The organism is Arthrobacter sp. zg-Y750 (assembly GCF_020907365.1).
Lineage (GTDB): Bacteria > Actinomycetota > Actinomycetes > Actinomycetales > Micrococcaceae > Arthrobacter_B.
This window is the reverse complement of sequence record NZ_JAJJOC010000006.1, coordinates 13,457-39,930: the sequence shown is the minus strand read 5'-3', so window position 1 is coordinate 39,930 and position 26,474 is coordinate 13,457. Positions and strand designations below refer to the sequence as shown.

Sequence of the window (26,474 nt, the reverse complement as noted above, 5' to 3'; positions counted from 1 at the left end):
GGGCTGGGGCCGTCGAGTATGACGCCCGGGGCTACAGCGGCGCCGGGGCCAGGCCGGCGAACCCGGCAGCGCTGCGCAGCAGCTGCGGCACTCCCGCCTCCAGCGACGGCGCGAAGCGCGTGTCATGGGGCCGTTCCCCCTTGAGCCACCGGGTGTAGATGGCTTCACAGAAGATGGACGCCTTCCACAGTGCCAGGGCCTGGTACCAGGGCAGCGCCTCCAGGTCCAGATCCGTCCGGTCCCGGTACGCGTTGATCACCTCCGCCCGGGTGAAGTAGCCGGGGTTGCGGGTGACGCCGGTCAGCTCCAGCGGCGTGGATTCACTGCCCGGTTCCGAATACGTGGCGGTGAGATAGCCCAGATCTGCGAGCGGATCGCCGATGGCGGACATTTCCCAGTCCAGGACGGCGATCACGCGGGCCGGGGCGGAGGGGGCGAACATCAGGTTTCCGGGCCGGTAATCCCCGTGCAGTACCGCCGCGGCGGAGCTGGCGGGAATGTTGTCCGCCAGCCAGCCGCCGATCCGGGCCACCTCGGGCAGGCTGCGGGTGGTGTTGATGTCCCACAGCCCGGAAAACCGGGCAACTTGGCGCTGCAGGTAGCCGTCCGGCTTGCCGAACGCCGCCAGGTCCCCGCTGCTGACGTCTACGGCATGGATGCGGACCAGAGTGTCAACGACGGCTTCACTGGTGGCCCGGCGTTGCTCCATGGAGGACAGGGAGTCCGGAATGCTGTTGGTGATCACCAGTCCGTCCAGATAGGCCATGACATAGAACGGCACCCCGAGCACGGAGTCGTCTGCACAGACAGCCAGGATTTCCGGCACCGGCACGCCCTGGGTCCGCAGCAGCTGCTGGATCCGTGCCTCGCGGACCATGTCATGGGTGGAACGCGGCAGCGGCGGGCGGGGCCCGCGGCGGAGCACAAAGTCCTCGGCGCCGCGGCGGATCCGGTAGGTGATGTTGGACTGCCCGTCCCCGATCGGTTCCCACGACAGCGGGCCGCTCCCCAGATTATGGGTGTCAAGGAAGGCGGTGACCTCGTCCAGGATCAGCAGCGGGGGAGAATCCAGCGCTTCGGCGTCGGCGCGGGTGGCCACAACTTCACGGCCGTCAGGAGTGGTGTGCATGGGTCAGGCTTTCGCGTCGGCGGGGGAGGCGGCGTCGTTCTCCGCCACATCGGCAAGGAAGGGTGCGCCGCGTTCCACTTCGCGGCGGCGCGCGGCGGAGGCGCGGCGGGCAATGGCCCACTTGTGCGTCTCATTGGAGCCGTCATAGATGCGGAAGGCGCGGACCTCGTTGAGGTAGGCGGCCAGCGGCAGCCGGTCGGTGACGCCGTCGCCGCCGCACAGCTGCAGACTGCGGTCAATCACCCGGTACACGGCCTCGGAGGTGTGGGTCTTGGCCACCGAGGACAGGGCCGACCCGGCTTTGGCGTCCGTTTCGAGCAGGGCGGCGGTCTTGGTGATGATCGCGTCCGAGGTTTCAATGTCGATCACGGACTGGGCAATCATTTCCTGCGCCAGGCCCAGCTCGTTCATCACGGATCCGAAGATTTCCCGGCGGTTGGTGCGGTCCAGGGCGATGTCCAGTGACCGCCGGGCGAGCCCGAGCCAGCGCATGCAGTGCGTCAGCCGGGCCGGACCCAGCCGAACCTGCGCGTAGCGGAAGCCTTCGCCGGGAGCACCCAGCACGGCGCCGTCGGGCACAAACACGTCCTCGAAGTGCACGTGCGGATGCCCGCCGCCGATGGCCCGGTCCATGGTGTGCAGCTGCTCGCCGATCCGCACCCCGGCGGCGTCCATGTCCACCAGCAGCATGGTGGCGCCGGCCGGTGCGCCGTCCACCGCGTCCGTGCGCACCATGGCGATGCAGAACGAGGCGTTGTTGGCGCCGCTGGTGAAGCGTTTATGGCCGGTGATCCGCCAGCCGCCGTCCACCTTTTCCGCCCGGGAACGCAGCGCGGCCGGATCCGAGCCGGCGCCGGGGTGCGGCTCGGTCATGCCGAAGCAGGAGCGCGCCTCCCCGGCCACCAGCGGGGCCAGGTAGCGGCGCTTCTGCTCCTCGCTGCCGATCAGGTGCAGCATGTGCATGTTGCCCTCATCCGGGGCCATGCAGTTCAATGCCGACGGTCCGATCAGCGAATATCCGGCCTCCTGGAAGATGGGGGACCAGTGCTGCAACGGGACCCCCTGCCCGCCGTACTCGCGCGGGGCGTGCGGCGCGAACACGCCGGCGGCCTTCGCGGCGGCGCGCAGGTCCGCGAGCATCTCCTCGGGCACGACGGCGCCCGGCCGCGGTTCGGCGGGCAGCACCGTGCCCCGGATGAACTCCCGGGTGCGCAGGCGCAGGTCTTCGATCTCCGGAGGCAGGGATGAGGTGCTCATGGGCGGGTCCTTTGGCTGGAGCGGGCTGCGTGGGGGAGGGGCTGGGGAGGCGCTGCTTGGGAAGGGGGAGGGGGAAGGCGGCCGGTGGTGTTGCCGGGCGGCGGAAACTGCGGCGGGCTAGGCGGAGCCGCCGGCCACCAGCAGGCCGCCGTCGAGGTTCAGGACCTGCCCGGTGACCCACGCGGCGTCGTCGGAGACCAGGAAAGCGGCGGCGCCGGCCACGTCTTCGGGGGTGCCGAGGCGCTTCAGCGGATAGGTGGAGCTGACCTTTTCCTCCCGGCCCTCGTACAGTGCCCGGGCGAACTGGGTCTTCACCACGGCGGGGGCCATGGCATTGACCCGCACGGAGGGGGCCAGTTCCACGGCCAGGGTGCGGGTGAGCTGTTCCACGGCGGCCTTGCTGATGCCGTAGAAGCCGATGCCGTGGGCCGGGGTCTGTGCCGAGACGGAGGAGAGGTTCAGGACGGACCCGCCGCGGCCGGTGAAGTCCAGGGCGGGATGCGCGCAGAGGGCCTGCACCCAGGCCAAGGTGCCCAGCACGTTGACGTCCAGGATGCGGCGGGCGGCCTCCGGGTCCAGTTCCGTCAGCGGGCCGTAGACGGGGTTGATGCCGGCGTTGTTCACCAGGATGTCCAAGGTGCCCCAGGTCCGGGCCACGGTGTCCAGCACCTCGGCACGGTGGTCCGGGTCATCGGACTTGCCGGCCAGGAACAGGACGCTGCCCTCCGGGAACTCCGCGGCGGCCTCCTTGAGCGGGCCGATGTTGCGGGCGGTGATGAGCACCTTCGCCCCTTCGGCTGCAAACCGGCGGGCGATGGCCAGGCCGATGCCCCGGCTCGCACCGGTGACGACGGCGGTTTTGCCCGCCAGACGGGATTGGTTGGCCGGTGCGGGCTCCGGCAGGTCCTGCACCGTGTACTGCCCCTGGTCCGCTGACTCGTCCGCTGCTGACTGCTCTGTCATATGCTCCGCCTGTCCCTACTACCGAGCGACCGCTCGGTATGGGTAGTCTGGTGCAGGCCCGCAAGTTGTGTCAAGGGTCACAACAGTTCCCCGCGAACCCCGGAAGGATGCCATGAGCGCCGCACCCCAGCCCGACTGGCGGGACTTTTCCGTTCCCGTCCTGCCGCCGCTGCTGGCCGCCGCACTGGAATGCTTTCTGGAACACGGCTACCACGGCACCGCCATCCGCACCGTGGCCGCACGCGCCGGACTGTCCGTGCCCGGGCTGTACCACCACTATCCGTCCAAGCAAGCGCTGCTGGTCGGGATAGCCGAGTCCGCCATGGCGGATCTGTATGCCCGCAGCACGGCGGCCCTGGCCGAAGCCGGGGACGATGTGGAGGAACGGTTCGCGCTGCTGATCGAATGCCTGGTGCTGGTGCACGCCTACCGGTGGGAGCATGCCTTTATCGCCGCGAGCGAGATCCGCAGCCTGGAGGGCGCGGCCCGCAGCGGGCACATTGCGGCGCGGGACCGGCAGCAGAAGCTGCTGGACGACGTCGTGGCCGACGCTGTCCGGCTCGGGCGGTTCTGCACCGCCCATCCCAAGGACGCCAGCCGGGCGGTGACCACCATGTGCACCGGGGTGGCCCAGTGGTACCGCGCCGGCGGGCCGCTCAGTCCCGAGGAGCTGGCGGCGCGCTATGTGCAAATCTGCCGGGGCGCGGTGGGTGCCCGCTAGACGGTCCTTACCGGTACCAGCGGTGCAGGTTCTCCTTCGGTTCGTCCCCGCGGGCAGTCTCGGAGATCCACGGGCCGGTGCCCTCGGACGCGTCCAGCACGCCCTCCTCGAGCCAGGTGTAGCGCCCGTCCAGCACACCCTTGGACACCTTGCGGTCCGCGGCGTCCGAATTGCGCCAGAGTTCTTCGAACAGGGTCTCGATCCGCACCCGGGATTCGGTGCTGAACGCGTCAGCCAGCTCAAAAGCGCTCCGGCCCTCCTCCGGATCCTTCCCGCGGATGTTCATGGCCCGGGCGCAGGACGCGGAAATGGCAAAAATCTCCGCGCCGATGTCCACAATCCGGCCCAGGAACACCTGGTGGTGCTCCAGCCCCGCCTGCCAGCGGGCCATGCCGTAGAACGTAGACCGGGCAAGCCGGCGTGAAGCCCGCTCGGCGAAACGCAGGTGCTTGGCGAGGATGCCGAACTCGGCGTACGACGTCGGCACGCTGCCCTTGCCTGCCGCGAGTGTGGGCAGCCACTTGCCGTAGAAGCCGCTGGCCTTCATGGCCGCCTTTGCCTTCGCGCCGAGCGGGGCATCCGCCACGGCCAGGTCTCCGGCGGCGGAGAGGTGTGCGTCCACGGCTTCCCGGGCAATAAAGAGGTGCATGATCTCGGTGGAGCCCTCAAACACGCGATTGATCCGCAGGTCCCGCAGCTGCTGCTCGGCCGGCACCGCGCGCTCGCCGCGGGCGGCCAGGGAATCCGCGGTCTCAAAGCCGCGGCCGCCGCGCACCTGCACCAGCTCGTCCGCTATGTTGTACGCCATTTCGCTGGCCCACAGCTTGGCAAGGGCCGCCTCGATGCGGATGTCCTTGGTGCCGGCGTCGGCCAGTTCTGCGGATAGCTCGAAGACCGCCTCCAGTGCGAAGCCGGTGGCGGCAATGTAGGCGAGCTTTTTGCCCACGGCCTCGTGCCGGCCGATGGGCCGGCCCCACTGCTCCCGGGCATTGGCCCAGCCGCGGGCAATCTTCAGCGACCACTTGCCTGATGCCGCGCACATGGCCGGAATGGACAGCCGGCCGGTGTTGAGCGTGGTCAGTGCGATCTTCAGGCCCTGGCCCTCCCGGCCCAGGCGGTTCGCGGCGAGGACCCGGACGTTGGTGAACCGGGTGACGCCGTTTTCAATGCCGCGCAGGCCCATGAAGTTGTTGCGGTTCTCCACCGTGATGCCCGGCGAGGACATTTCCACCACAAAGGCGCTGATTCCGCCCTTGGATTCCCCGTGCGGGGGCACTGCGGCCATCACCACCACCAGTTCGGCAATCACGCCGTTGGTGGTCCACAGCTTGACCCCGTCAATGACGTATTCGCTGCCGTCTTCGGACGGGATGGCCGTGGTGCGCAGCCGAGCGGGGTCGGAACCGACGTCGGGCTCGGTCAGGAGAAAGGCCGTCACGGCTCCGGCGGCGCAGCGCGGCAGGTATTCCTGCTTCTGCTCATCGTTGCCGAAAACCTTCACCGGCTCCGGCACGCCGATGGACTGGTGCGCCGAGACCAACGCCCCCATGCTGGGATGCACGGTGCCCAGCAGCATCAGCGCGCGGCCGTAGTGCAGCAGTGACAGCCCCAGCCCGCCGTAACGCCGGGGGATCTTGATGCCGAACACACCCAGGTCCGCCAACCCGCGCAGGTACTCGTCCGGGATGACGCCGGTGCGTTCAATCAGGCGGCCGTCCAGGGTGCGGCAGTACGCCGCCAGCTCCTCCAGGAAAGCCTCCGCCCGGGCCTCCTCGGCCGGATCCGGGGCCGGCAGGGACCGGATGAGGTCCAGGTTGTAACTGCCCAGATAGATTCCCTTGGCGAAGCTCGGGCGGGATTCGCCCGTGTCCCGGGCTTCTTCGGTGGCGTTGCGGGCATCCTGTTCCGTGACCACCCGGTCCTTGATTTTTCGAGCGCTGCTGTCGGGGCCGGACCCCTGGGCAAGATCAGTGGTGCTCATGGGATTTCTCCTCTGTTTTGGCCGCATGGAGGGGCGGCCTCGGCTCACTGTGGGGACCATGCTACGCCGCGGTAGCTAAGGGTAAAGAGGGTTCGCGGCTAATGTGGGGCGCAGGCAGCATTGCCGTGGGAAAGTACCTCCAACGGGTGGAAAATCGGCGGCAGTACAACGCAAAAGGAGACGGTTATGGCTTGGGTGGACAGCGAACGCGCGGAATTGGTCCGGACACTGCGGGAGGCGGATCCGCTGGCGCCCACGCTGTGCGAGGGCTGGGATGTGCGCCGGCTGCTGGCACACCTGGTGCTGCGCGAGCACGCGCCGTGGAAGATGGCCGCGGACGTGCTGCGCCGGCCCAAGCCCGGGCAGGAGAAGAACCTGGGCGCCGAGGCCTCCGCTGCAGCCACCCCCCACGGCTATGCCGCCCTGGTGGACCGTTTCGCTGCCGGACCGGGCCGGTTCTCCCCGTTCCGGGCCGACGCCGCGAATCTGGTGGAGTACGTGGTGCACCACGAGGACATCCGCCGCGGCACCGGTGCCGCCGCACCGCGTGAGCTGCCGGCCGGGCAGCAGCAGGCACTGTGGAAGCAGCTGGGGCTGATGGCGCGGATGGGCTACCGGAGCTCGCCGGTGGGTGTGGAACTGGCCGTTCCCGGGTTCGGCCGGAGGCGGGTCCGGGCGGGCGACACTCCCGTGCTGGTCTCGGGAAATGTGGTGGATCTGGCCCTGCACGCCATGGGCCGGCGGGCAGCGGCCAACGTCAGCGTGGAAGGCAGCGGCGAATCCGTGCGTGCCTTCCGGGAATGGGCCGGCGAGTAGGCGCTCCCGGCTTGACAAGCACCCCTCCTATGCCGTTGAAATAGTAAGCACACTGATTTGTTTCAGCGGAGCTGGATCGCCTACCAATGACGTATCAGGGAAGCAGGAAGATGCAGAACGAGGGGGATTGGGAACCCGTGCGGCTGCTGTCAACAGCTGCACGCTTGGTAAGACGGGAAGTGGATAACAAGCTGCGCGCCCTGGGGCTGACCCAGGAACGGGTGACGGTTCTGCGGGTGCTGCTCACGGACGGACCCATGCGGCGGGCGGAACTGGCCCGGCGGCTGCGGGTGACCGCGCAGACTCTCGGAACATCACTGGTGAGCATGGCGGGACAGGGCCTCGTTGAAGAGGTTCCGCCCGAAACTACGGGCCGCAGCGGCCGGCTCATGGCCATCTCGGAGCGCGGCCAGAAGATGCTCGCCGACGCGGAAAACCTGGAGCAGAACACTTCCACGGCCGGCATCGGCCCGGAACTGCGCGCAGAACTAATATCCCTGATCCGCGGCTTGGAACCGGCCCGGCAGTAAGGGACGGCGTCGTCGACCGGACCAGGCACGGCCTAACGGACCGCCGCGGTGTCCACCGCGGCAGCAGCCGGCCGACCCGCTGGGCCGGGGTAACGTGTTGAGGTAAGAGCAGCACGTTTTTGGCCTTGGCGCCGGGAAGGACAGGCATGAGCGAGGGTATCCGAGTTGCCGATGCGGATGAGATTGAAGAGGGCGAAGCCCTCACGGTAGACGCCGAAACGGCGGGCACCGCGGATGACATTGCCGTGTTCCACAGCGACAACGGGAACTTCTACGCCCTGAATGACACCTGCACCCATGAAGAGGCCTCCCTGGCGGACGGCTGGATCGAGGGCGACGAGGTGGAATGCCCCATCCATTCCGCGCGTTTCTGCATGCGCACGGGTGAAGCGCTCTGCCTGCCCGCCCTGGTCAACACCCGGGCGCACCGGGTGGAGGTGCGCGACGGCGAAGTGTGGCTGTACCCCAACCAGGCTCCGCAGGACGCGTGAACGCAGGCCCGGCCCCTGCAACGGTAGCCGTTGTGGGCGGGGGCATCGCCGGTTTCAGTGCGGTGCGCGAACTCCGCCGCCGCGGCTACGCAGGTACCCTGCAGCTTATTGATCCCGACGGGTTGCCCTATGACCGTCCGCCGCTGAGTAAGGCGTTCCTGGCCGGAACCCTGGACCTGCCGCAGCTGGAACTGGCTCCCCGCGGCTGGTACGCGGACAACGCCGTCGAGGTGGTCACGGACACTGCGGTAAAGCTCGACGCCGGACACGGCGCCCCCGCCCTCACCCTCGCCTCGGGCGGCCAAATCCATGCCGACGCGGTGCTGCTGGCCCCGGGTGCGCGCGCCCGGCGGTTGCCGCTGCCGGGCATGGACCTGCCCGGTGTCCTGACCCTGCGCTCCGCCGCGGATGCCCTGGTGCTGCGGCAGCGGCTGTTCCCCGGCGCGCACCTGGTGATCATCGGTGCCGGACTGGTGGGGGCGGAAACCGCGTCGACGGCCCGGGCCCTGGGCGCTGCCGTGACCATGGTGGATTCGGCTTACCTGCCGTTTGAGCGGGCGGCCGGTCCGGATCTGGCCAGGTACCTGCACGGACTGCACGCCGCACACGGCACTGCCTACCTGCAGGACACTCCCGCAGCCATTGTCGCCGGTGCCGGTGCCGGTGCCGGTGCCGGTGATGACGCCCTGACCGTGGTCCTGGCCGCAGGAGCCGCGCTCCCCGCCACCACCGTCCTGGTCTCGGTGGGCAGCGAGCCGGAAACTGCGCTCGCAGAAGAGGCCGGGCTCCAGGTCCACGACGGCATCCTGGTGGATGGCTCCGGCGCCACCTCGCAGTCCGGAATTTTCGCCGCTGGTGACTCCTCCCGGCTGCGGAACAGTGACGGCACGCCGGGCCGGCGGTTCGAGCACTGGGACGCCGCCCGCCGCACGGGTGAGGCGGCTGCGGCCGGGATCCTCGGCGTCGAGCCCCCGCAGGCCGCACCCGACTGGTTCTGGTCCGACCGCTACGGGATCCACCTGGAGATGGCCGGCAGCATGGCCGGTCCCGGCCGGACGGTGCTGCGCGGAGAACCCGGACCCGGGTTCATGGTGTTCCGCGTCCCTCCCGCCGGCACGCTGGCCGGCGTGGCTGCCGTGGACGGCGGGACGGCCGTGCGGGCGGCGCGGAAGCTGATCGAATCGGGCCGGGCGGTTGATCCGGCGCAGTTGCAGGACCCGGCGGCTGACCTGCGCAAGATGGCCCGTGGGAAGTCCTGAACCGCCCTTCCATATGGAACTGGCCGGTGTAACTGGAAGCTGTGCGGAGTATTACGCAACGTTAGCGTTGCGTAATTGAGCCAAACCTAGGTTAACCTTATTTTGGATCCGCGTCCGCAGGGTCCGTTCCGTCCGTTTTACGTGATTCCAAGGAGCCCCATATGGCCCTGTCCAGGATGCGCCGCGCCGCTGCCGCGGCCGCCGTCGCCGTTCTGTCCCTTTCCGCATGCTCCACCGGTGCCGCAGGCGAAAATGAGTCCACCGGCAGCGCCGCCGCCGGTGACCAGTTCCCCGTCACCATTGAGCATGCCTTCGGCGAAACAGTTATCGAAGAGGCCCCCGAACGGGTGGCGACAGTTGCCTGGGCCAACGCCGAGACCGCGCTGGCGCTTGGTGTTGTTCCCGTAGGCATGCCCACCATCGAGTTCGGCGGCAACGAGCAGGGCACCACGCCCTGGATCGACGAGGCCCTTGAGGACCTGGACGCCTCCATCGGCTCGGAGAACGCCCCGGCACAGTACTCCGAAGCGGACGGGATTGCGTTCGACGACGTCGCTGCCACCAACCCGGACGTCATCTTGGCCTCTTATTCCGGGCTGTCCCAGGAGGACTACGACAAGCTGAGCAAGATCGCTCCCGTCGTGGCCTACCCGGACGCCCCCTGGGGCACCTCCTGGCAGGACACCGCCGCCATGACCGGCAAGGCGCTGGGCCTGGAGGATGAGGCGCAGCAGCTGGTGGCGGACACTGAAAAGGCCATCACCGAGAAGGCCGCCGAATACCCGCAGCTCGAAGGCAAGACCTTCATCTACGGCAACCTGGCACCGGGGGCGGAGAACTCCGTCTACACCGCGCTGGACAACCGCCCCAAGTTCATGGAATCCCTGGGCCTGACGCAGGCACCCGTGGTGGAGGAGAACACCAAGGGCGACGAGTTCTACATCCCCTGGTCCGATGAAAACCTCAACCAGCTGGATTCGGACATCTTCATCAGCTGGGTGGCCAGCGAGGATGTTGCCGACACCATCGCCGCCGACCCGCTGCTGAGCCAGATCCCTGCCGTGAAGAACGGCGCGCTGGTGGCCGACGCAGACCCGACCCGCGTGTTCTCCACGTCCGCCATCAATGTCCTGAGCATCCCGTACGCCCTGGACAACGTAGTGCCGATGATCGCGGACGCTGCCACCGCCGCGGACAACGCACAGTAACCGCACTTCCGCCCGCAACGAACATCCGATTGGACAGCACCCCACCGGGGTTTGGGATCATCGAAAGCATGGAAGACCTGCTTGACCTTGCAGTTAGCCTCAAACCGCTCTTCGCCGTCCTCGTGGCAGTGGGCATTGCCCTGATCATCGCCTGGATCGCACGCGAGGGCGCCAACCGGGCGTTCCGCAAGGTGCCCAGCATCCGGGAGATCTCCGTCAAGGCCCGGAACCCGCTGCGGCTGGTGCTGGGACTGATCGGCATCAGGATTGCCCTGGGCGCAACAGCGCCCGGGGCGTCCTGGCTGCCGGTCCTGGACTACCTGCTGGTGCTGGGGCTGATCGGCGCGCTGGCCTGGTTCGGCGTCGTGACGCTGCTGATCATCGAGGCGATGATCCTCACGAAGTACAGCACCGACACCCGGGACAACCGCAGGCTGAGACGCCTGAAAACCCAGGTGAACCTGGGCCGGCGGATCGGCATCGCCGTGCTGATCACCATTGCCGTGGCCTTTGTGCTGCTGACCATTGACGAGGTCCGTGCGCTGGGCGCCGGTATCCTTGCCTCCGCCGGTTTGCTCTCCATTGTGGCCGGCCTTGCCGTGCAGGGAACCCTGAGCAATGTCTTTGCCGGGCTGCAGCTGGCCTTCACCGACGCGATCCGCGCCGACGACGTCGTAGTGGTGGAAGGCGAGTGGGGCACCATCGAGGAAATCACCATGACGTACGTGGTGGTGCATATCTGGGATGACCGGCGCCTGATCCTGCCTTCCACCTACTTCACCACCACGCCGTTCCAGAACTGGACCCGCCGGCAGTCCGCGATCCTGGGCACCGTGGAACTGGACCTGGACTGGCGGGTACCGGTGGGAGACCTGCGCACCAAGCTGAAGGAGACCCTGGCCGGCACCGAACTGTGGGACAAGCGCACCAGCGTGCTGCAGGTCACCGAGGCCGTGAACGGTGTGGTGCGGGTCCGCATCCTGGTCAGCGCCGTGGACAGCGGGACGCTGTTCGACCTGCGCTGCCTGATCCGCGAAACCATGGTGACCTACCTGCAGGAATGGCACCCGGACGCCCTCCCGCGCCAGCGCTGGGAAGAGGTGCGCAAGACCGGCACGGATGTCCACAGCGGACCGCGGACCGCGCCGTTGGTGCGCAACTCCGACACCAGCGATTCCCAACTGTTCACCGGCAGCATCGACGCCGTCGAACGCCGGCAGAGCTTCTCCGGTCCGGGTGAGGACGTGATGGCCGAACGCGAGGAGAACGCGGACACGCCGCGCTGATTTCCCCTGCCCGGCCGCCGTGCGTCCGGCACTGTTGACAGGAGGCCGCCCGCCGGGCGGCAATAAGAGCCCCGGCTGTTGCGCCGGACCGGCGAAGGGATCAACGATGGCGGACGCCTTTGTGCTTCACGAAATCCAGGGATCGAGTGTGTGGGCGAATGACGGCGAGCGGCTGGGCCTGGTGGGGGAAGTCCACCTGGACCGCGACACCGGGCAGCCCGCGTGGATCACCGTTAACCTGGGCCTGTTCGAGTCGGCTGAACACTACGTGCCGCTCGCTGCCGCGCGGCGCGACGGGCAGGACATTTTTGTGAACTACTCCAAGGAAAAGGTTTCCAAGTCACCCGGCGCCAATCCGGAAAACCCGTTGAGCCCGGCCGAAGAAAGTGTCCTGATGGAGTACTACGGCCTGGGCCGGAACACTTGAACCCGGCCGGCCTGTTTGTGGTGCCCCTTTGTTACTAAGGACACTTACAAATACGATGGGGATCTGACATCGATCCACCCAGGAGGCCGTAGTGGCGCAGGACACCAACAGCAAAGCCGAGACAGCACCAAGTCCCGACGATGCAAGCAAACCGGACAAACCGACCGAGGTCTCCAAGCCCAGCTGGAAATACATCCTCAAGAAGACGGTGCGGGAGTTCTCCAAGGACCAGTGCACTGACCTGGCCGCGGCACTGACCTACTACACGGTCCTGGCGATCTTCCCGGCACTGCTGGCCATGGTTTCCATCCTCGGTCTGGTGGGGCAGGGGGAAAGCACCACCAATGCACTGCTGGACTTCGTCAAGCAGTTCGCGCCGTCAGACGCTGCATCGGTCCTTGAAGATCCCATTAAGCAGCTGACCACCTCCAGCACCGCCGGACTCGCGCTGATTGTCGGTATTCTCGGCGCCCTGTGGTCCGCCTCCGGCTTCGTGAAGGCGTTTGGCCGTTCCATGAACCGCATCTACGAAGTGGATGAAGGCCGGCCCGCCTGGAAGCTGCTTCCCACCCAGCTGCTCGTGACCCTGATCCTGGTCCTCATGGCGGCGGCACTGCTGCTGATGCTGGTGATCTCCGGCCCGATAGCCGAAGCCATCGGCAACGTCATCGGCCTGGGCAGTGAAGCGGTGACCGTCTGGAACCTCGCCAAGTGGCCGGTCATGCTGATCTTCGCAGTTCTGATTATCGCGGTCCTTTACTACGCCACCCCGAACGTGAAGCAGCCCAAGTTCCGCTGGATGAGCATGGGCTCGCTGATTGCCCTGGTGATCCTGGCGATTGTGACCGCGGGCTTCAGCTTCTACGTCTCGAACTTCGGCAACTACAACGCCACCTACGGTGCCATTGGCGGCGTGATAGTGCTGCTGCTGTGGATCTGGCTGGCCAACGTGTCCCTGCTCTTCGGTGCCGAGTTCGACGCCGAGGTGGAACGCGGCCGCGAACTCCAGGCCGGTATTCAGGCCGAGGAATCCGTGCAGCTTCCCCCGCGCGACACCCGCCAGACGGAGAAGCGCCAGGAACAGGAAGAGGAAGACATCGCCGAGGGCCGCAAGCTGCGCCAGCAGCACGCCGGCAAGGACTACGACGACGACCTGCACGAGGACTGACCTGCCCGGCTAGCCCTGGCACGCCCGACCTAAAAAACCGCCCCCGGACCAACTGGTCCGGGGGCGGTTTTGTTTTCGGGGCCCGGCTGGACGTTCAAAGTGCAGCAGGTGCCGGGTGGGCTAGTGCCCGGTGTCCTTGGCGCCGCCGTGGTTCCGGGTGCCCAGGGTCTTGCCCTTGGAGAACCGGCGGGCGAAGTACAGCACCAGGCCAACGGCCATCAGGGCAGCTGCCCGCAGCCACGTGTCACCGCTCTGCTGGGTGAGCAGCAGGACGCAGGAGGCAATGGCAAGGTAGGGCAGCACGATGGGGGTGCGGAAGTGCTTTTCCTCCACCTTGTCCTTGCGCAACACGATCACCGCGACGTTGGTGCTGATAAAAACGAAGAGCAGCAGCAGGACCACGGTTTCGGCCAGCGCGGCCACCCCGCCGGTCAGGGTCAGGAGCATGGCCACCGCGGTGGTGGCGACAATGGCCACCCACGGAGTCTTGCGGTTGGGCAGCACCTTGCTGAAGACCTCGGGCAGCAGCGATTGCTCGGACATGCCGTAAACCAGCCGCGAGGACATGATCATGGTCAGCAGGGCGCCGTTGGCCACAGCTACCAGGGCAATCGCGCTGAAGATCCAGTCCGGGATGCCGAAGCCGGTGGCGCTGACAACGTCCAGCAGCGGCCCCGTGGAACCGGAGAGGTCCTTGGTGGGCAGGGCGATGGACGCCGCGATGCCGATCAGCACGTAAATGAGCCCGGCGGTAAGCATGGCGCCGAAAATGGCCCGGGGATAGACCCGTCGGACATCGCGGACCTCTTCGGCGATGTTGGCTGAAACCTCAAACCCTACAAACGAGTAGTACGCCAGGATGGAGCCCGCCAGGACAGCCAGCGCCGGATTCGTATCCGCAGGGAACTGCGTGATCTGCTCGGGGTGTCCCTCGCCCTTGCCCACCATCAGGGAGACGAGCACAATCACCAGGACCAGGCCGGAGACCTCGATAACCGTCATCACCACATTGCTGCGGACGGACTCGGAGATGCCGCGCGCATTCAGCAGCGCCACCAGCAGCAGGAACACAATGGCGGCCGGCACCGTGGGGACGTCCAGGAAGGACTTCAGGTAGTCGCCGGCGAAGGCCTGGGACAGGCCGGCGGCACTGGTCACTCCGGCAGCCAGCATGGCAAAGCCGACCAGGAACGAGATGGCAGGCACCTTGAAGGCACGTTGGGCGAACACTGCCGCACCGCCGGCTTTGGGGTATTTGGTGACCAATTCCGCGTAAGAGGCTGCGGTCAGCATCGCGAGCACGAGGGCAACCACGAGCGGAACCCAGATGGCGCCTCCGACTTGCACGGAAACATCGCCCACCAATGCGTAGATTCCTGCCCCGAGCACGTCGCCGAGGATGAACAGATAGAGCATGGGGCCGGTGATGCCCTGCTTGAGTTTGGATGCAGGTTTTTCCTGCGTGGTTTCTCCCATAAAAGGAAAGTTTAGACAAGATACTAAGAATGCTGATGATTTCCCGCGGATCCTGTAGAAATATTGTCTATGAGCACTCCCACACCCTCTTCTTCCACGTATGACGCAGTGATCGTGGGCGGCGGAATCGCCGGCCTGACGGCGGCCCTGGTCCTGGGCCGGGCACGGCGCCGGGTAGCGGTGATCGACGCCGGCAGCCCCCGCAACGCCCCGGCCGGGCACGTCCACGGCTTCCCGACCCGGGACGGCGTGCCGCCGGCAGAACTGTTGGAGCTGGCCCGGGCCGAGGTGCGCGGGTACGGCGTGGAACTGGTGGAAGCAACCGTGGCACGGGTGGCCGCCGACGGCAGCGTGCGGACCACCGACGGCCGGGACTTCCGCGGACGGCAGGTGGTGCTGGCCACCGGCCTGCGCGACGTCCTGCCGCAGATTGACGGGCTGCGGGAACGCTGGGGCCGGGACGTGCTGCAGTGCCCCTACTGCCACGGCTACGAAAACGCGGACAAGGTGCTGGCCGTGCTGGGTACCGCGCAAACCTCCATCCAGCAGGCGCAGCTCGTGCGCACCTTCTCCGACGACGTGACGCTGGTCCTGCAGGCCGGCCTCGAAGTGGGCGAGGAGGACGCCCGCGGGCTTGCCGCCATGGGCATCCGGGTAATCGACGGCGAGGTGGCCGGCCTGGAAATCGAAAACGACGCCCTGACCGGCCTGGAACTGGCGGACGGGCACACTCTGCGGTGCGAGGCGCTGTTCCTGGAACCGGAGGCCGAACTGGACGCGGACCTCACAGCGGACCTGGACCTGGACGACGACGGCTGCATTGTCACCGACGAGCTCGGCCGTACCAGCCGGGAACGGATCTGGGCGGTGGGAAACGCCACGGATCCCTCCGCGCAGGTGGTGGCCGCCGCCGGAGATGCCTACCGGCTGGCCGTGGTGGTCAACGCCAAGCTCCTCGAAGAGGACCTTGGCCTGGCTGTAGGCGGCGACGGCGACGGCCCGCGCCCAGTGGGTCCGGTTGAGGCAGCCGCCGTGCGCGAAGCCCTCTAGCCGTACCCGCTAGCTCCGGGCCCGGCTGCGCGGGGCGAGCAGCGGGGAGCCGGCCACGCCGTCGCCGGCGCTCATCCCGTCCAGCACAAACTGCAGGGCTTCCAGGGAGGTGCGGCGCGGCCGCCAGCCGAGCACTTCGCGCGCCCGGGTGGTGTCCATAACCGGGGCCCCGGCGGCCATGTCCACCCAGCCCGGATCGGTGGCCTGCAGGTGCGCGGCCCAAGTGAGGCCGACGACGGCGCGGACCAGTTTCACCGGCACGTTCAAGACCCGTTTGGCACCCAGCATGCCGGCGAGCAGCTCAGGGGTGATGATCGGATCCGCTGCAATGTTGAAGGCTCCCTCGGCCCGCTGGTCCACTACGCGCCAGTAGGCATCCGCAATGTCGTCGGCGTGCACGGCCTGGAAAATGAAGGAATCCGGCAGCGGGATCAGCGGCAGGGACAGCTTGTTCAGGAAGAACTTGGGGATCAACCGGCCAATGAAATAGTGCCCTATTTCGCTGCCCGCGTCGGAGGAGAAGATGAGTCCGGGCCGCAGCCGGGCCACCGGAATTTCCGGGTACTCCAGTTCAAACCGGTCCAGCAGGGCCTCCTGCTCGCCCTTGTGCCGGCTGTAGTGGGAGCTGGCAATGCCCCGGGCGGGCCAGGTTTCATCCGTCAGCCGGTCCTTGGGGGCGGGACTGTACGCTCCGACCGAGGAAGCGCAGACAAACTGCCGCACGCCTGCTGCCGCAGCCGCAGCCAGGGCGTTTTCCGTACCCTGGACGTTGACCCGGTGCAGCTCCGCCTCATCCCGGTTGGGCTGGATCAGCCAGGCCAGGTGGATCACGGCGTCGGCACCGCGCAGCGCTTCGGTCAGTTCCGGCACGTTGGCCGTGTCGCCGACGTCGATGCTGTGCCACTCGACGCCGTCGTACGGAGGCTGGGTGGTGTCCGGGATCCGGCGGGCAATTCCCGCCACTTCCAGCTCTCCGAGTTCCTGGCGGGCCTCCGCCAGCCGGCGCAGAACTGCGGTCCCCATGTTTCCGGTGGCCCCGATTACGGCTACTCGCATGGTCAAAGTCCTTCCGTCGCACTGCCGGCTGCATTGCACTCGACTCTACCGCCGCACCGGATTTCCGGCAGCGGGGCGGCCCTTCGGAAGCCGTTCGCAGCTCAGGGTGCAGGGGCTAGTGTGAGCGTATGACTTCGCACAGCACCAAGGGCTCCTACGTGACCGGTGGAACCGAGTACACCCGGGACACCAACTACATTGAAACCCGGATCACCCGCGACGGGCGGGACGGCTACCCGGTAGAGGCCGGACGGTACCGGCTGATCGCGGCCCGGGCCTGCCCGTGGGCCAACCGGACCATCATTGTCCGGCGCCTGCTGGGACTCGAAGACGCCATTTCCCTGGGCCTGCCCGGCCCCACCCACGACGCCCGCAGCTGGACCTTCGACCTGGATCCGGACGGCAGGGACCCGGTGCTCGGCATCGAACGGCTGCAGGAGGCCTTCTTCAAGCGCGTCCCCGACTATCAGCGCGGCATCACCGTTCCCGCCGTCGTGGACGTCCCTACGGGTGCGGTGGTGACCAACAACTTCCCGCAGATCACCCTGGACTTCTCCACCGAGTGGAAGGACTTCCACCGCGAAGGGGCCCCGGACCTGCTGCCGGCCGAGCACATGGCGGAAATGGAGGCCGTGAACAAGCGGATCTTCACCGAGGTCAACAACGGTGTGTACCGCTGCGGGTTCGCCGGTTCGCAGGAAGCCTACGACGCCGCGTATGACCGGCTGTGGGCGGCGATGGACTGGCTGGAGGACCGGCTTTCGAAGCAGCGTTACCTGGTGGGGGACACCATTACCGAGGCCGATGTCCGGCTGTTCACCACGCTGGTGCGTTTTGACCCGGTCTACCACGGGCACTTCAAGTGCAACCGGAACAAGCTCACCGAAATGCCGGCGCTGTGGGGTTACGCCCGGGACCTGTTCCAGACCCCCGGCTTCGGTGACACGGTGGACTTTGAGCAGATCAAGGCGCACTACTACGTGGTCCACGAGGACATCAATCCCACCGGGATCATCCCCAAGGGACCGGACCTGTCCAACTGGCTTTCCGAGCACGGACGCGAGGAGCTGGGCGGGCGCCCGTTCGGCAACGGAACACCGCCCGGACCGGTACGCGACTCCGAGCGGGTGGCCCCCGGGCACGGGGCCGGGAACTAGGCCGCCGGGCGCTTCCTAATACGCAACACAAACGTTTCTTAAAGCACCTGAGCATAGGCTAGCCTTACTTAAGAAATTGCTGCTGCTTAGGGGAGGTGCCTACGTGAGCGTTGCCGCACGCCCTGCCGGCGTTCCTTCCCGCGCACCCTCCGCCACGGCCCGGGACAACGGGTCCCCGGGCACAATGGTCCCGGGCAGCGGTACCCCGCACGGCAGGCGCGGACCCGGCACCCGCACGGCCCTGCTGCTGCTCACCATTGCGGTTTTGGTCCTGGCCTGCACCGCCTCAGTGGCCATCGGCGCCCGGCCTGTCCCGCTGGCCACGGTCTGGGACGCGCTCACCAACTTCGATCCGTCCAACGGAGACCACGCCGTGGTCTCCTCCCGCATTCCCCGCACCGTCCTGGGCCTGGTTACCGGCGCGGCCCTGGGCCTGGCCGGCGCAGCCATGCAGGGCGTGGCCCGCAACCCGCTGGCGGACCCGGGCATCCTGGGCGTCAACGCCGGCGCCGCGTTCGCGGTGGTGCTGGGCATCTACATCTTCGGCATCACCAACCTGACCGGCTACATCTGGTTCGCCCTTGCCGGTGCGGCGCTGGCCGCCGTCGTGGTCTACGTGGTGGCGAGCATGGGCCGTGACGGCGCCACCCCGGTGAAGCTGGCCCTGGCCGGCGCCGCCCTGAGCGCCGGGCTCATGTCCGCGCTCAGTGCCGTGCTGGTCTCCAGCCAGCAGACCCTGGACACGTTCCGGTTCTGGCGGGTGGGCAGTGTATCCGGCCGGGACTGGGACACCATCCTGTCCGTGCTGCCGTTCCTGGCCATCGGCGCCCTGATCACCCTGTTTGCCGGCCGGGCGCTCAACGGGCTGAGCCTGGGGGACGACGTCGCCCGCGGCCTCGGCCAGCGCGTGGGACTCAGCCGCGGCATCACCGCGCTGGGGGTGGTGCTGCTGTGCGGTGCCGCCACTGCCGCCGCCGGTCCCATCGCCTTCATCGGCCTGGTGATTCCGCACATGGTGCGCAGTTTCACCGGCCCGGACTACCGCTGGATCCTGCCCTTCTCCATGCTGCTGGCCCCGGCACTGCTGGTCGTGGCCGACGTTGTGGGACGGGTGCTGCTCCCGCCGGGCGAAATCCCGGTGGGCATCACCACCGCCGTGCTCGGTGCACCGGTGTTCATCTGGCTGGTCCGCCGCCGGAAGCTGGCCGAACTGTGAGCGCCGCCGTCGACACCCGCCCGGCGGCTCCCGCCGCAGCAGCCGGAGCCGTCCGCGCGGCCCGGAAACAGTCCCGCCGCCGCCGGGTCCTGGTGCCCTCGCTGCTGGCCGCCGCCGTGCTGGTCCTCTTCGCGGTGTACGTGCTGCTGGGTACCTACACCTTCACCATTCCGGACTTCTTCCGCATCCTGTTCGGCGAGCAGATCCCCGGCGCCAGTTACATCCTGATGGAGAGCAAACTGCCGCGCGCGGTGATCGGCACCATGATCGGAGTGGCCTTCGGTATTGCCGGAACGGTGTTCCAAACACTGCTGCGCAACCCGTTGGCCAGTCCGGACGTGATCGGCATCAGCTACGGTGCCAGCGCCAGCGCCGTGGCGGCCATTGTGCTCTTCGGCGCCGCCGGAACCACTGTGTCCGTTGTGGCCCTGGTCGGCGCGCTGGTGGTGGCGCTGGCCATCTACCTGCTGGCCCGCCGCGGTTCAGTGGCCGGCTACCGGCTGGTCCTGGTGGGCATCGGCTTCGCCGCCGTGATGCAGGCCCTGGTCAGCTACCTGCTCACCCGCACCGACATCCGGACCGCCTCCGAGGCGCTGGTGTGGCTGAACGGGTCCCTGAACAACAGCAGCTGGGACCGCGCCGCCGTGCTGGCGGTGTCCCTGCTGGTGCTGCTGCCCGCCGCGGCCGTGCTGGCGCGGAGCATGCGCGGCCTGGAACTGGGCGACGACGCCGCCGCCGGGCTGGGCATCCGGGTGGAAACCGCGCGGCTGGCCCTGATCATTACGGCGGTGGCCCTGGCCGCCGTCGCCACCGCCGCCGCCGGTCCGGTGGCCTTTATCGCGTTCCTTTCCGGGCCCATTGCCCGCCGCCTGATGCACGGGGAAACCACGCTGCTCACGGCCGGGCTGGTGGGCGCCTGCATTGTCCTCGCCGCCGATTTTGCCGGCGCCAACCTCATCCCGGGCGTCGCCATGCCCGTAGGGGTCGTCACCGGCGCGCTGGGCGCACCTTTCCTTCTGTGGCTGCTGGTCACGTCAAACCGCGTAGGCCAAGGAGGCTGACATGGAGAACCTTCTTTCCGCAGAGAAACTGGAGCTCGCGTACGACGAGCGCAAGGTGGTGGATTCCCTTTCGCTGACCCTGCCCGCGGGCAAGATCACCATCATCGTGGGCGCGAACGCCTGCGGGAAGTCCACACTGCTGCGCGGGCTGGCCCGGCTGCTCAAGCCGACCGGCGGCACGGTCTACCTCAACGGCAAGGACATCCACTCGGTGCCCAGCCGCCAGGTGGCCCGGACCCTGGGCCTGCTTCCGCAGACCCCCACGGCACCGGAGGGCATTACCGTGGCGGATCTGGTGGGCCGGGGCCGCTACCCGCACCAGGGCTGGTTCCGGCAGTGGAGCGCCGACGACGACGCCGCCGTCGCCGCCGCGCTGGCCGCCACGGACACCGTGGACCTGGCGGCACGGAACGTGGACGAACTTTCCGGCGGACAGCGCCAGCGGGTCTGGATTGCCATGGCCCTGGCGCAGGAAACGGACATCCTGCTGCTGGACGAGCCCACCACCTTCCTGGACGTCACCCACCAGATTGAAGTGCTGGACCTGATTACCGACCTGAACCGGCGCGCCGGCACCACGGTGGCCATTGTGCTGCATGACCTGAACCTGGCCGCCCGCTATGCGGACCACCTGGTGGCCATGAAGGACGGCCGGATTGCCGCCGAAGGAGCCCCCGCGGATGTGGTGACCGAGGACCTGGTCAGCACCGTCTTCGGCCTGTCCTCCCGCGTGATTCCGGACCCGGTGTCCGGCACGCCCATGGTGGTTCCCCTCGGCCGCCACCACAGTGCGGCACCGGAACCGGAACCGGAGGCGGAGCCGGAACCGGAACCGTCGCAGGGGTATATGCCCAACCCGGCGGACCGCCGCCCCACCGAACGCCTGGAGGCAGCATCATGACCCATGGATCCACCAACGGGGCCACGGCTGCCTCGGCTGTGCCGGCTGACGCGGCTGTGCCTGCCGGTACCGCACCCGTCCGGCCGCGCCGGGCACGCACTGCCGGGGCGGTAATGTCCTTCGACGTCGAGGTGAAGCGGATTGTCCGGCTAGGGGCCAACTTCCAGCGCATCACCTTCGCAGGGGCCTGTTTGTCCGACTTCGGCATCTCCGGTGAAACCCATGACCTGCGGATCAAGGTGATTGTGCCCTGCGTGGAAGCCGAAGGCACCTCGCTGCCGCTGCCGGACCTGTCTGAGCTATCAGCCGGCTGGTACCAGGACTGGCTGAAGCTGAACCCGGCCACCCGCGGCTGCATGCGTACCTACACCGTCCGCGGTGCCCGCTGCACCGGCCCGGAGCCGGAGATCGACGTGGACTTCGTGCTGCATTTCGATGAAGACGGCAATGGCGGGCCGGCCTCCAGCTGGGCCGCTGCCGCGCAGCCCGGCGACCGGGTATGCATCATCGGCCCCAACGCGGCCCAGTGCGTGACCGCCGAAGCCTACGGCGGCATTGAATGGCGCCCGGGGATGGCCCGGCATGTGCTGCTGGCCGGCGATGAAACCGCCGTCCCGGCCATCACCGCCATCCTGGAATCCCTGCCCGAAGATGTCACCGGCCACGCCCTGATGGAAATCCCCTCCACCGCCGACCGCCAGCCGGTCCGCACCGCTTCCGGGGTGCAGATGATCTGGCTGGCCCGGGGTAACCGGCCCCACGGTGAACTGCTCGACGCCGCGGTGCGGCAGACCGTGGCACTGCCGGGCTGGGCCTCGGTGGAAACCGCTGACGGCGTGCCGTTCCGCCAGCGGCCGGCGCTGTCGGAACCGGAGGAAATCAACGTGGACGAGGCAATCCTGTGGGAGACCCCGCAGCGCCTGGACCCGGCCGCCGTGCAGGCCACCCCCAATCCACACGCCCCTTCCGGTGCCCTGCCCTTCTATGCCTGGATTGCCGGCGAGGCGGCCGTGGTCCGCGGACTGCGCCGCTACCTGGTCCGCGACGTCGGCATTGACCGCAAGCAGGTGGCCTTTATGGGCTACTGGCGCAAGGGACGCGCCGAGTCCTAGCCCTGCCGGCGGACCCGCCGGCCCGCTCCACCCCGTTTTTGGCTTTACCGGCCCGCCGTTCGGCGGGCCGGACTTCTGAGAGGACAAACCATGAAACGTGCCCCCAAGGCCGCCCTGCTGGCGGTTCCCGCGCTCCTGCTCGGTTTGAGCGGCTGCGGTGCCGAGGCTTCGGACTCGAGCCCGGCCGAAGAATCCGGTACGGCGTCCGCGCAGTTCCCGGTGACGGTGGAATCCGCGCTGGGTGAGGCCGTCATCGAAAAGAAGCCCGAACGCGTGGTGACCATCGGCTGGGGATCCGCAGACACCGCCGTCGCGCTGGGCACCACCCCCGTGGGCGTGGAAGAAGTCACCTGGGGCAATGACGAGCACGGCAACTACCCGTGGGTCACCGAAGCCATCGAGGAGCGGGGCGACGACATCCCCGCCACCTTCACCGGCGGCACCGACATCGACATTGATGCGATCGTGGCGCTGGAACCGGACCTGATCCTGGCCCCGAACTCGGGCATCACGCAGGAGGACTTCGACATCCTCAATGACCTGGCGCCCACGGTTGCCTACCCCGAAAAGGCCTGGAACATCGACTGGGATGACCAGATTTCGGTGATCGGGAAGGCGCTGGGCGAGCCGGAGGCCGCAGAGGAAGCGGTAGCCGGTATCAGGACGTCCCTGGCCGACAGCGCCGCGGAGCACCCCGAATTTGCCGGCAAGACCTTCGCCTATGTGTGGGGCGGCGGCGCACCCGGTTCCCTGGTGCTGTACAACGAGGGTGACGCGCGCGTGGACATGCTCACCGCTCTGGGCATGACCGTGGCGCCCGAGGTGAAGGACATTCCCTCGAGCGAAGGCAGCTTCACCTCCGAGCTGGGACTGGAAAACGCCGAAAAGCTCAACAACGTGGACGTGCTGTTCACCTGGTACAACGATGAAGCCGAGCAGCAGCGCACCGAGGAACAGCGGCTGTTCGCCTCGATTCCCGCCGTGGAACGCGACTCCGTGGTCCGCAACCTGGACCGCCAGGTAGGCATGGGCTCCAGCTTCCTCACCCCGCTGAGCGTCCCGTGGGTCCTGGATCGGTTCGAACCGATGATCGAAGAAGCAGTTGCCAAGGTCGGCTGATTCGCTTCCGCCTGGGGTCCGGGCGGAAGCCGCGGACCCCGCAGCGGCCGGTGCATCAGCACCGGCCGCTCCCGGCGCTCCGGCGGGGCCCGCACCGGCCCGGCGGGCGTCCGTTGGCGCGGGCCGCGGGGCGGTGCTGCTTATTGCGGGTGCAGCCCTCCTGGTCCTGGCCGTGGTGACCAGCCTGGCCGTGGGAGCACATCAGCTGAGTCCCGGCGAGGTGGCTGCCTCCCTGTGGACCGAGCTCACCGGCACCGGCAGCACCTACGCGGATGACGTGGTGGCCAGCCGGATCCCGCGCACCGTCCTGGGCATCATGGCCGGTGCAGCACTGGCCGTGGCCGGGGTGATCATGCAGGGCCTGACACGCAATCCGCTGGCGGACCCGGGCATCCTGGGCGTTAACGCCGGTGCCGCCGCGGCCATGGTCACCGGCATGGCGTTCTTCGGGGCCGGCGCGGCCGGCGCAAATGTATGGCTGGCCCTGCCCGGCGCGCTGCTTACCGTCGTCGTGGTGTACGGCCTGTCCTCGGGCCGGCGGGGTTCGACCCCGGTGCGCCTGGTGCTGGCCGGCACGGTGATGTCGGCGGTGCTGATGTCCTACATCCAGGCCGTTGCCCTGACGCGTCCGGACGTTTTCACCATGTACCGGTTCTGGGCCGTCGGGTCCCTCAGCGGCCGCACCATGGAGCAGGCCCAAGACGTCCTGCCGTTCTTCCTCGTGGGACTGGCCGCGGCCCTGGTAACCGGCCGGTCACTGAACGCGCTGGCGCTGGGGGAGGAGGCGGCGGCGTCGCTGGGCCTGCACCCCCAGGCTGTCAAGATTACCGGCGCCCTGGCCGCCACACTGCTGTGCGCCTCCGCAACCGCCGCCGTCGGCCCCATCGGGTTTGTCGGCCTGGCCGTGCCGCACATAGTGCGCAGCTTCGCGGGCCCGGACCACCGCTGGCTGCTGGTCCTGAGCGCCCTCACCGGCCCGGCACTGCTGCTGTTCGCCGATGTCCTGGGCCGCCTGGCGGCGCAGCCCGGGGAACTGCTCACCGGCGTCGTGACCGCCCTGCTCGGTGCACCGCTGCTGATCCTGGCCGTGCGCCGGATGCGGGCCGTCGCATGAGCGCCCGGACGCGGGTCTCCGCACCCGCTGCGGCCCGTCGGTCCAGTGCGGTGCCACCCGGCGGCACGCGTACCCTCCGGCTGGGCTCGAAGCTGAGTATCCGGTACCGCCGGCGCAGCCTGTTCCTATCCGTTCTCCTGGCCGTGGCCGTGCTGCTGGTGGGTGCATTCACTTTGACCGCCGGGAAACTGGGACTGTCCTGGACCGAGCTGCTGGCCCTGGCCGTGTCACCGCCGGAAGGCAGCGGCGCCTTTGTCCTGGAACGTTTGCGCGGGCCCCGATTCCTGACCGCCGTGGGCGCCGGAATGGCGCTGGGCGTGGCAGGTTCCCTCTTTCAGACTGTCACCCGCAATCCCCTGGGCAGTCCTGAGGTGGTTGGCCTGACCAGCGGCGCTGCCGCCGGCGCCGCAGCCACCGCCCTGTGGCCCGGCTACGTGCCCGTCCCCGTGGCGGCGATCCTGGGCGGCGGACTGGCCGTGGCCCTGGTCTGGCTGGGCACCGGACGGGGCTTTGCCCGGCCCGGGAAAATGATTGTGGCCGGCATCGGCATTTCCGCCGTCGCCTCCGCGCTGACTTCGCTGGCGATGACGACCCTGGGCGAGCAGCAGGCCCAGACGCTGGCGTTCTACCTCAACGGATCCCTGGCATCCCGGTCCTGGTCCCACGTTGCCACTATCGGGATTGCCGTGGCCGTGGTGCTGCCCGCGGCGGCAGCCCTGCAGCGCCGGCTGGACCTGGTGGCCCTTGGCGATGAGCTGGCCGAATCCCTCGGCGTCCGGGTGGACCGGACCCGGACGGTGGCCGTGCTGCTGGCCGTGGTACTCGCCGCCACCGCCGTCAGCGTCTGCGGGCCGGTGGCCTTTGTGGCCCTGGTGGCCCCGCAGATTGCCCTGCGGCTGCTGGGGACTTCCTCGCCCGGAGTCGTTGCCCCCGCCCTGGTGGGTGCCCTGGTGCTGACGCTGTCCGATTTCACCGTGCAGCAGATCGACGTCGGCCCGGCCCTGCCCGTGGGGATTTTCACCGCGGGCCTGGGCAGCCTCTACTTGGGCTGGCTTTTGTGGACCGAAGCCCGGAAAGGCTTGTTCTGAGGAGAATCCTCCTCATCCAGGCCCCAATCCTCCTCATCCGCCAGGGGCTCCGGGTACTCCGCCGGCAGCGCCAGCTCGGAATACGCTGCCGGCAGCGGCTTCAGTTCCAGCGGTGCGTGCGGCCAGGGCAGCGGATCCGCCTTTGCGTTGTCGCGCACATAGGCGTCCCACTTGGAAAGTTCACCCAGCAGGAGCCGGACCTGCCGGCTGGCTTCGCCCCAGTTCAAGGTGCCCTTGGGGTGTTCCGCGGCAACCCGCACCAGCGTTCCACCGTCGGGGCCGGGCGCGGACACCACGAACATAGGTTCGCTCGCCAGCACCGTGCGGTTCCGGGCCAGCGTAAAGATGCCTCCGGGTACCTCCTGGATACCGCGGTAATACAATCCAACCGCGCCAAAAACGGTGTCCAGCAGTTCGGCGAACTGTGCAGGGGAGCGGTTGACCAGTACCTGGCGGTCAGCCCTCCGGCCCTGCAGCCGGATGCCGGCGGCCCGTGCGGCGCGCCGGTTGTTCAGCACATAACCACAGGTCCACAGCGTCAGGACCACGATCACCGCAACCAAGGCCGGACCGAACCGGGGAGCGTTGCAGTAGGACAGGACGAGCCAGGCGGCAGCAAAGGTGCCGGCGCTGACGAAGAACAGGTGATGCGGCCGCATGAGTATCCCCCGGGATGGTTCGGCCCGCCGTCTACGGCAGGCACTTCAGCTAGTGATGCTAATCCATCTACAACCGGTCCGTGACGGCGGACACAGGAGCAGGGGCGGCGGTCACGCAGGAATTTGGGATTGCCCACATATTGTCGAATGGGCTCACCGCCCTTCCTAGAATCGAAATATGGCCGGTGTCGAAAGCACACCAGGCCCGATGCATAGACAGGGACCCGAA

25 protein-coding genes are annotated in these 26,474 nt (G+C 68.1%); 18 read left to right on the top strand and 7 right to left on the bottom strand.

What is annotated here, in order from left to right; translation table 11 throughout:
• Positions 1–31: 31 nt before the first annotated feature.
• The 3 genes from LOC57_RS03110 to LOC57_RS03100 form a co-directional block, all read right to left on the bottom strand.
• On the bottom strand, positions 32–1,129 hold the full coding sequence (locus LOC57_RS03110) for a phosphotransferase family protein (protein ID WP_229958007.1): 1,098 nt from the start codon (positions 1,127–1,129) through the stop codon (positions 32–34).
• A 3-nt stretch (positions 1,130–1,132) separates the two neighbouring features.
• Positions 1,133–2,386: an acyl-CoA dehydrogenase family protein gene (locus LOC57_RS03105; RefSeq protein WP_229958005.1), complete on the bottom strand. Its 1,254-nt coding sequence runs from the start codon at positions 2,384–2,386 to the stop codon at positions 1,133–1,135.
• A 117-nt stretch (positions 2,387–2,503) separates the two neighbouring features.
• Positions 2,504–3,349 carry an SDR family oxidoreductase gene (locus LOC57_RS03100; RefSeq protein WP_229958003.1) on the bottom strand — a complete coding sequence of 282 codons (846 nt, stop codon included), beginning with the start codon at positions 3,347–3,349 and terminating at the stop codon, positions 2,504–2,506.
• A gap of 112 nt (positions 3,350–3,461) precedes the next feature.
• On the opposite strand from LOC57_RS03100, the gene LOC57_RS03095 reads away from it, so the two are divergent.
• Positions 3,462–4,070 carry a TetR/AcrR family transcriptional regulator gene (locus LOC57_RS03095; RefSeq protein WP_229958001.1) on the top strand — a complete coding sequence of 203 codons (609 nt, stop codon included), beginning with the start codon at positions 3,462–3,464 and terminating at the stop codon, positions 4,068–4,070.
• 7 nt (positions 4,071–4,077) lie between these two features.
• Here LOC57_RS03095 and LOC57_RS03090 read toward each other — a convergent pair whose 3' ends face one another.
• Entirely contained in the window at positions 4,078–6,051 is a 1,974-nt protein-coding gene (locus LOC57_RS03090) for an acyl-CoA dehydrogenase family protein (RefSeq protein ID WP_229957999.1), read from the bottom strand.
• A 186-nt stretch (positions 6,052–6,237) separates the two neighbouring features.
• Here LOC57_RS03090 and LOC57_RS03085 point away from each other — a divergent pair, with 186 nt between their 5' ends.
• The 8 genes from LOC57_RS03085 to LOC57_RS03050 all read left to right on the top strand — a co-directional run bounded on the left by LOC57_RS03085 (position 6,238) and on the right by LOC57_RS03050 (position 13,236).
• The gene (locus tag LOC57_RS03085; protein ID WP_227911812.1) at positions 6,238–6,867 is read left to right on the top strand and encodes a TIGR03085 family metal-binding protein; all 630 of its coding nucleotides are present in this window, start codon (positions 6,238–6,240) and stop codon (positions 6,865–6,867) included.
• A gap of 179 nt (positions 6,868–7,046) precedes the next feature.
• Entirely contained in the window at positions 7,047–7,397 is a 351-nt protein-coding gene (locus tag LOC57_RS03080) for a MarR family transcriptional regulator (RefSeq protein ID WP_229957997.1), read from the top strand.
• A gap of 146 nt (positions 7,398–7,543) precedes the next feature.
• Positions 7,544–7,888: a bifunctional 3-phenylpropionate/cinnamic acid dioxygenase ferredoxin subunit gene (locus LOC57_RS03075; RefSeq protein ID WP_227911810.1), complete on the top strand. Its 345-nt coding sequence runs from the start codon at positions 7,544–7,546 to the stop codon at positions 7,886–7,888.
• Positions 7,885–9,147, top strand: coding sequence for an NAD(P)/FAD-dependent oxidoreductase (locus tag LOC57_RS03070; RefSeq protein WP_229957995.1), 1,263 nt, complete (start codon positions 7,885–7,887; stop codon positions 9,145–9,147). Before LOC57_RS03075 ends, LOC57_RS03070 begins: the two co-directional genes overlap by 4 nt.
• Positions 9,148–9,308: 161 nt before the next feature.
• The gene (locus LOC57_RS03065; RefSeq protein WP_229957992.1) at positions 9,309–10,355 is read left to right on the top strand and encodes an iron-siderophore ABC transporter substrate-binding protein; all 1,047 of its coding nucleotides are present in this window, start codon (positions 9,309–9,311) and stop codon (positions 10,353–10,355) included.
• Between the two features lie 68 nt (positions 10,356–10,423).
• The gene (locus tag LOC57_RS03060) at positions 10,424–11,641 is read left to right on the top strand and encodes a mechanosensitive ion channel family protein (protein ID WP_229957990.1); all 1,218 of its coding nucleotides are present in this window, start codon (positions 10,424–10,426) and stop codon (positions 11,639–11,641) included.
• A 106-nt stretch (positions 11,642–11,747) separates the two neighbouring features.
• The gene (locus tag LOC57_RS03055) at positions 11,748–12,068 is read left to right on the top strand and encodes a PRC-barrel domain-containing protein (protein WP_227911806.1); all 321 of its coding nucleotides are present in this window, start codon (positions 11,748–11,750) and stop codon (positions 12,066–12,068) included.
• Between the two features lie 91 nt (positions 12,069–12,159).
• Positions 12,160–13,236, top strand: a complete 1,077-nt coding sequence (locus LOC57_RS03050) for a YihY/virulence factor BrkB family protein (protein ID WP_227911805.1) — start codon at positions 12,160–12,162, stop codon at positions 13,234–13,236.
• Between the two features lie 120 nt (positions 13,237–13,356).
• Here LOC57_RS03050 and LOC57_RS03045 read toward each other — a convergent pair whose 3' ends face one another.
• Positions 13,357–14,712: an APC family permease gene (locus LOC57_RS03045; protein ID WP_229957988.1), complete on the bottom strand. Its 1,356-nt coding sequence runs from the start codon at positions 14,710–14,712 to the stop codon at positions 13,357–13,359.
• A gap of 69 nt (positions 14,713–14,781) precedes the next feature.
• Here LOC57_RS03045 and LOC57_RS03040 point away from each other — a divergent pair, with 69 nt between their 5' ends.
• Positions 14,782–15,762 carry an NAD(P)/FAD-dependent oxidoreductase gene (locus tag LOC57_RS03040; RefSeq protein WP_229957980.1) on the top strand — a complete coding sequence of 327 codons (981 nt, stop codon included), beginning with the start codon at positions 14,782–14,784 and terminating at the stop codon, positions 15,760–15,762.
• 9 nt (positions 15,763–15,771) lie between these two features.
• Here LOC57_RS03040 and LOC57_RS03035 read toward each other — a convergent pair whose 3' ends face one another.
• Positions 15,772–16,818, bottom strand: coding sequence for an NAD-dependent epimerase/dehydratase family protein (locus tag LOC57_RS03035; RefSeq protein ID WP_229957978.1), 1,047 nt, complete (start codon positions 16,816–16,818; stop codon positions 15,772–15,774).
• A 128-nt stretch (positions 16,819–16,946) separates the two neighbouring features.
• Here LOC57_RS03035 and LOC57_RS03030 point away from each other — a divergent pair, with 128 nt between their 5' ends.
• The 8 genes from LOC57_RS03030 to LOC57_RS02995 all read left to right on the top strand — a co-directional run bounded on the left by LOC57_RS03030 (position 16,947) and on the right by LOC57_RS02995 (position 25,586).
• Positions 16,947–17,975 (top strand): glutathione S-transferase family protein, encoded by a 1,029-nt coding sequence (locus LOC57_RS03030; RefSeq protein WP_229957976.1) that lies wholly within the window; start codon positions 16,947–16,949, stop codon positions 17,973–17,975.
• A gap of 184 nt (positions 17,976–18,159) precedes the next feature.
• Positions 18,160–19,191: a FecCD family ABC transporter permease gene (locus tag LOC57_RS03025; RefSeq protein WP_229958324.1), complete on the top strand. Its 1,032-nt coding sequence runs from the start codon at positions 18,160–18,162 to the stop codon at positions 19,189–19,191.
• Positions 19,192–19,280: 89 nt separating this feature from the next.
• Positions 19,281–20,252, top strand: a complete 972-nt coding sequence (locus tag LOC57_RS03020; protein WP_229958322.1) for a FecCD family ABC transporter permease — start codon at positions 19,281–19,283, stop codon at positions 20,250–20,252.
• A 1-nt stretch (position 20,253) separates the two neighbouring features.
• Complete coding sequence (locus tag LOC57_RS03015; RefSeq protein WP_229957974.1) at positions 20,254–21,153, top strand: ABC transporter ATP-binding protein; 900 nt, start codon at positions 20,254–20,256, stop codon at positions 21,151–21,153.
• Between the two features lie 113 nt (positions 21,154–21,266).
• Positions 21,267–22,265 carry a siderophore-interacting protein gene (locus tag LOC57_RS03010; RefSeq protein ID WP_229958320.1) on the top strand — a complete coding sequence of 333 codons (999 nt, stop codon included), beginning with the start codon at positions 21,267–21,269 and terminating at the stop codon, positions 22,263–22,265.
• Positions 22,266–22,355: 90 nt separating this feature from the next.
• On the top strand, positions 22,356–23,384 hold the full coding sequence (locus tag LOC57_RS03005) for an iron-siderophore ABC transporter substrate-binding protein (protein WP_229957972.1): 1,029 nt from the start codon (positions 22,356–22,358) through the stop codon (positions 23,382–23,384).
• The gene (locus LOC57_RS03000; protein WP_229957969.1) at positions 23,368–24,498 is read left to right on the top strand and encodes a FecCD family ABC transporter permease; all 1,131 of its coding nucleotides are present in this window, start codon (positions 23,368–23,370) and stop codon (positions 24,496–24,498) included. Before LOC57_RS03005 ends, LOC57_RS03000 begins: the two co-directional genes overlap by 17 nt.
• Positions 24,495–25,586: a FecCD family ABC transporter permease gene (locus LOC57_RS02995; RefSeq protein ID WP_229957967.1), complete on the top strand. Its 1,092-nt coding sequence runs from the start codon at positions 24,495–24,497 to the stop codon at positions 25,584–25,586. Before LOC57_RS03000 ends, LOC57_RS02995 begins: the two co-directional genes overlap by 4 nt.
• On the opposite strand, the gene LOC57_RS02990 is transcribed toward LOC57_RS02995, so the two are convergent.
• Positions 25,538–26,245, bottom strand: a complete 708-nt coding sequence (locus LOC57_RS02990; RefSeq protein WP_229957965.1) for a hypothetical protein — start codon at positions 26,243–26,245, stop codon at positions 25,538–25,540. The genes LOC57_RS02995 and LOC57_RS02990 overlap by 49 nt on opposite strands.
• Positions 26,246–26,474: the final 229 nt, after the last annotated feature.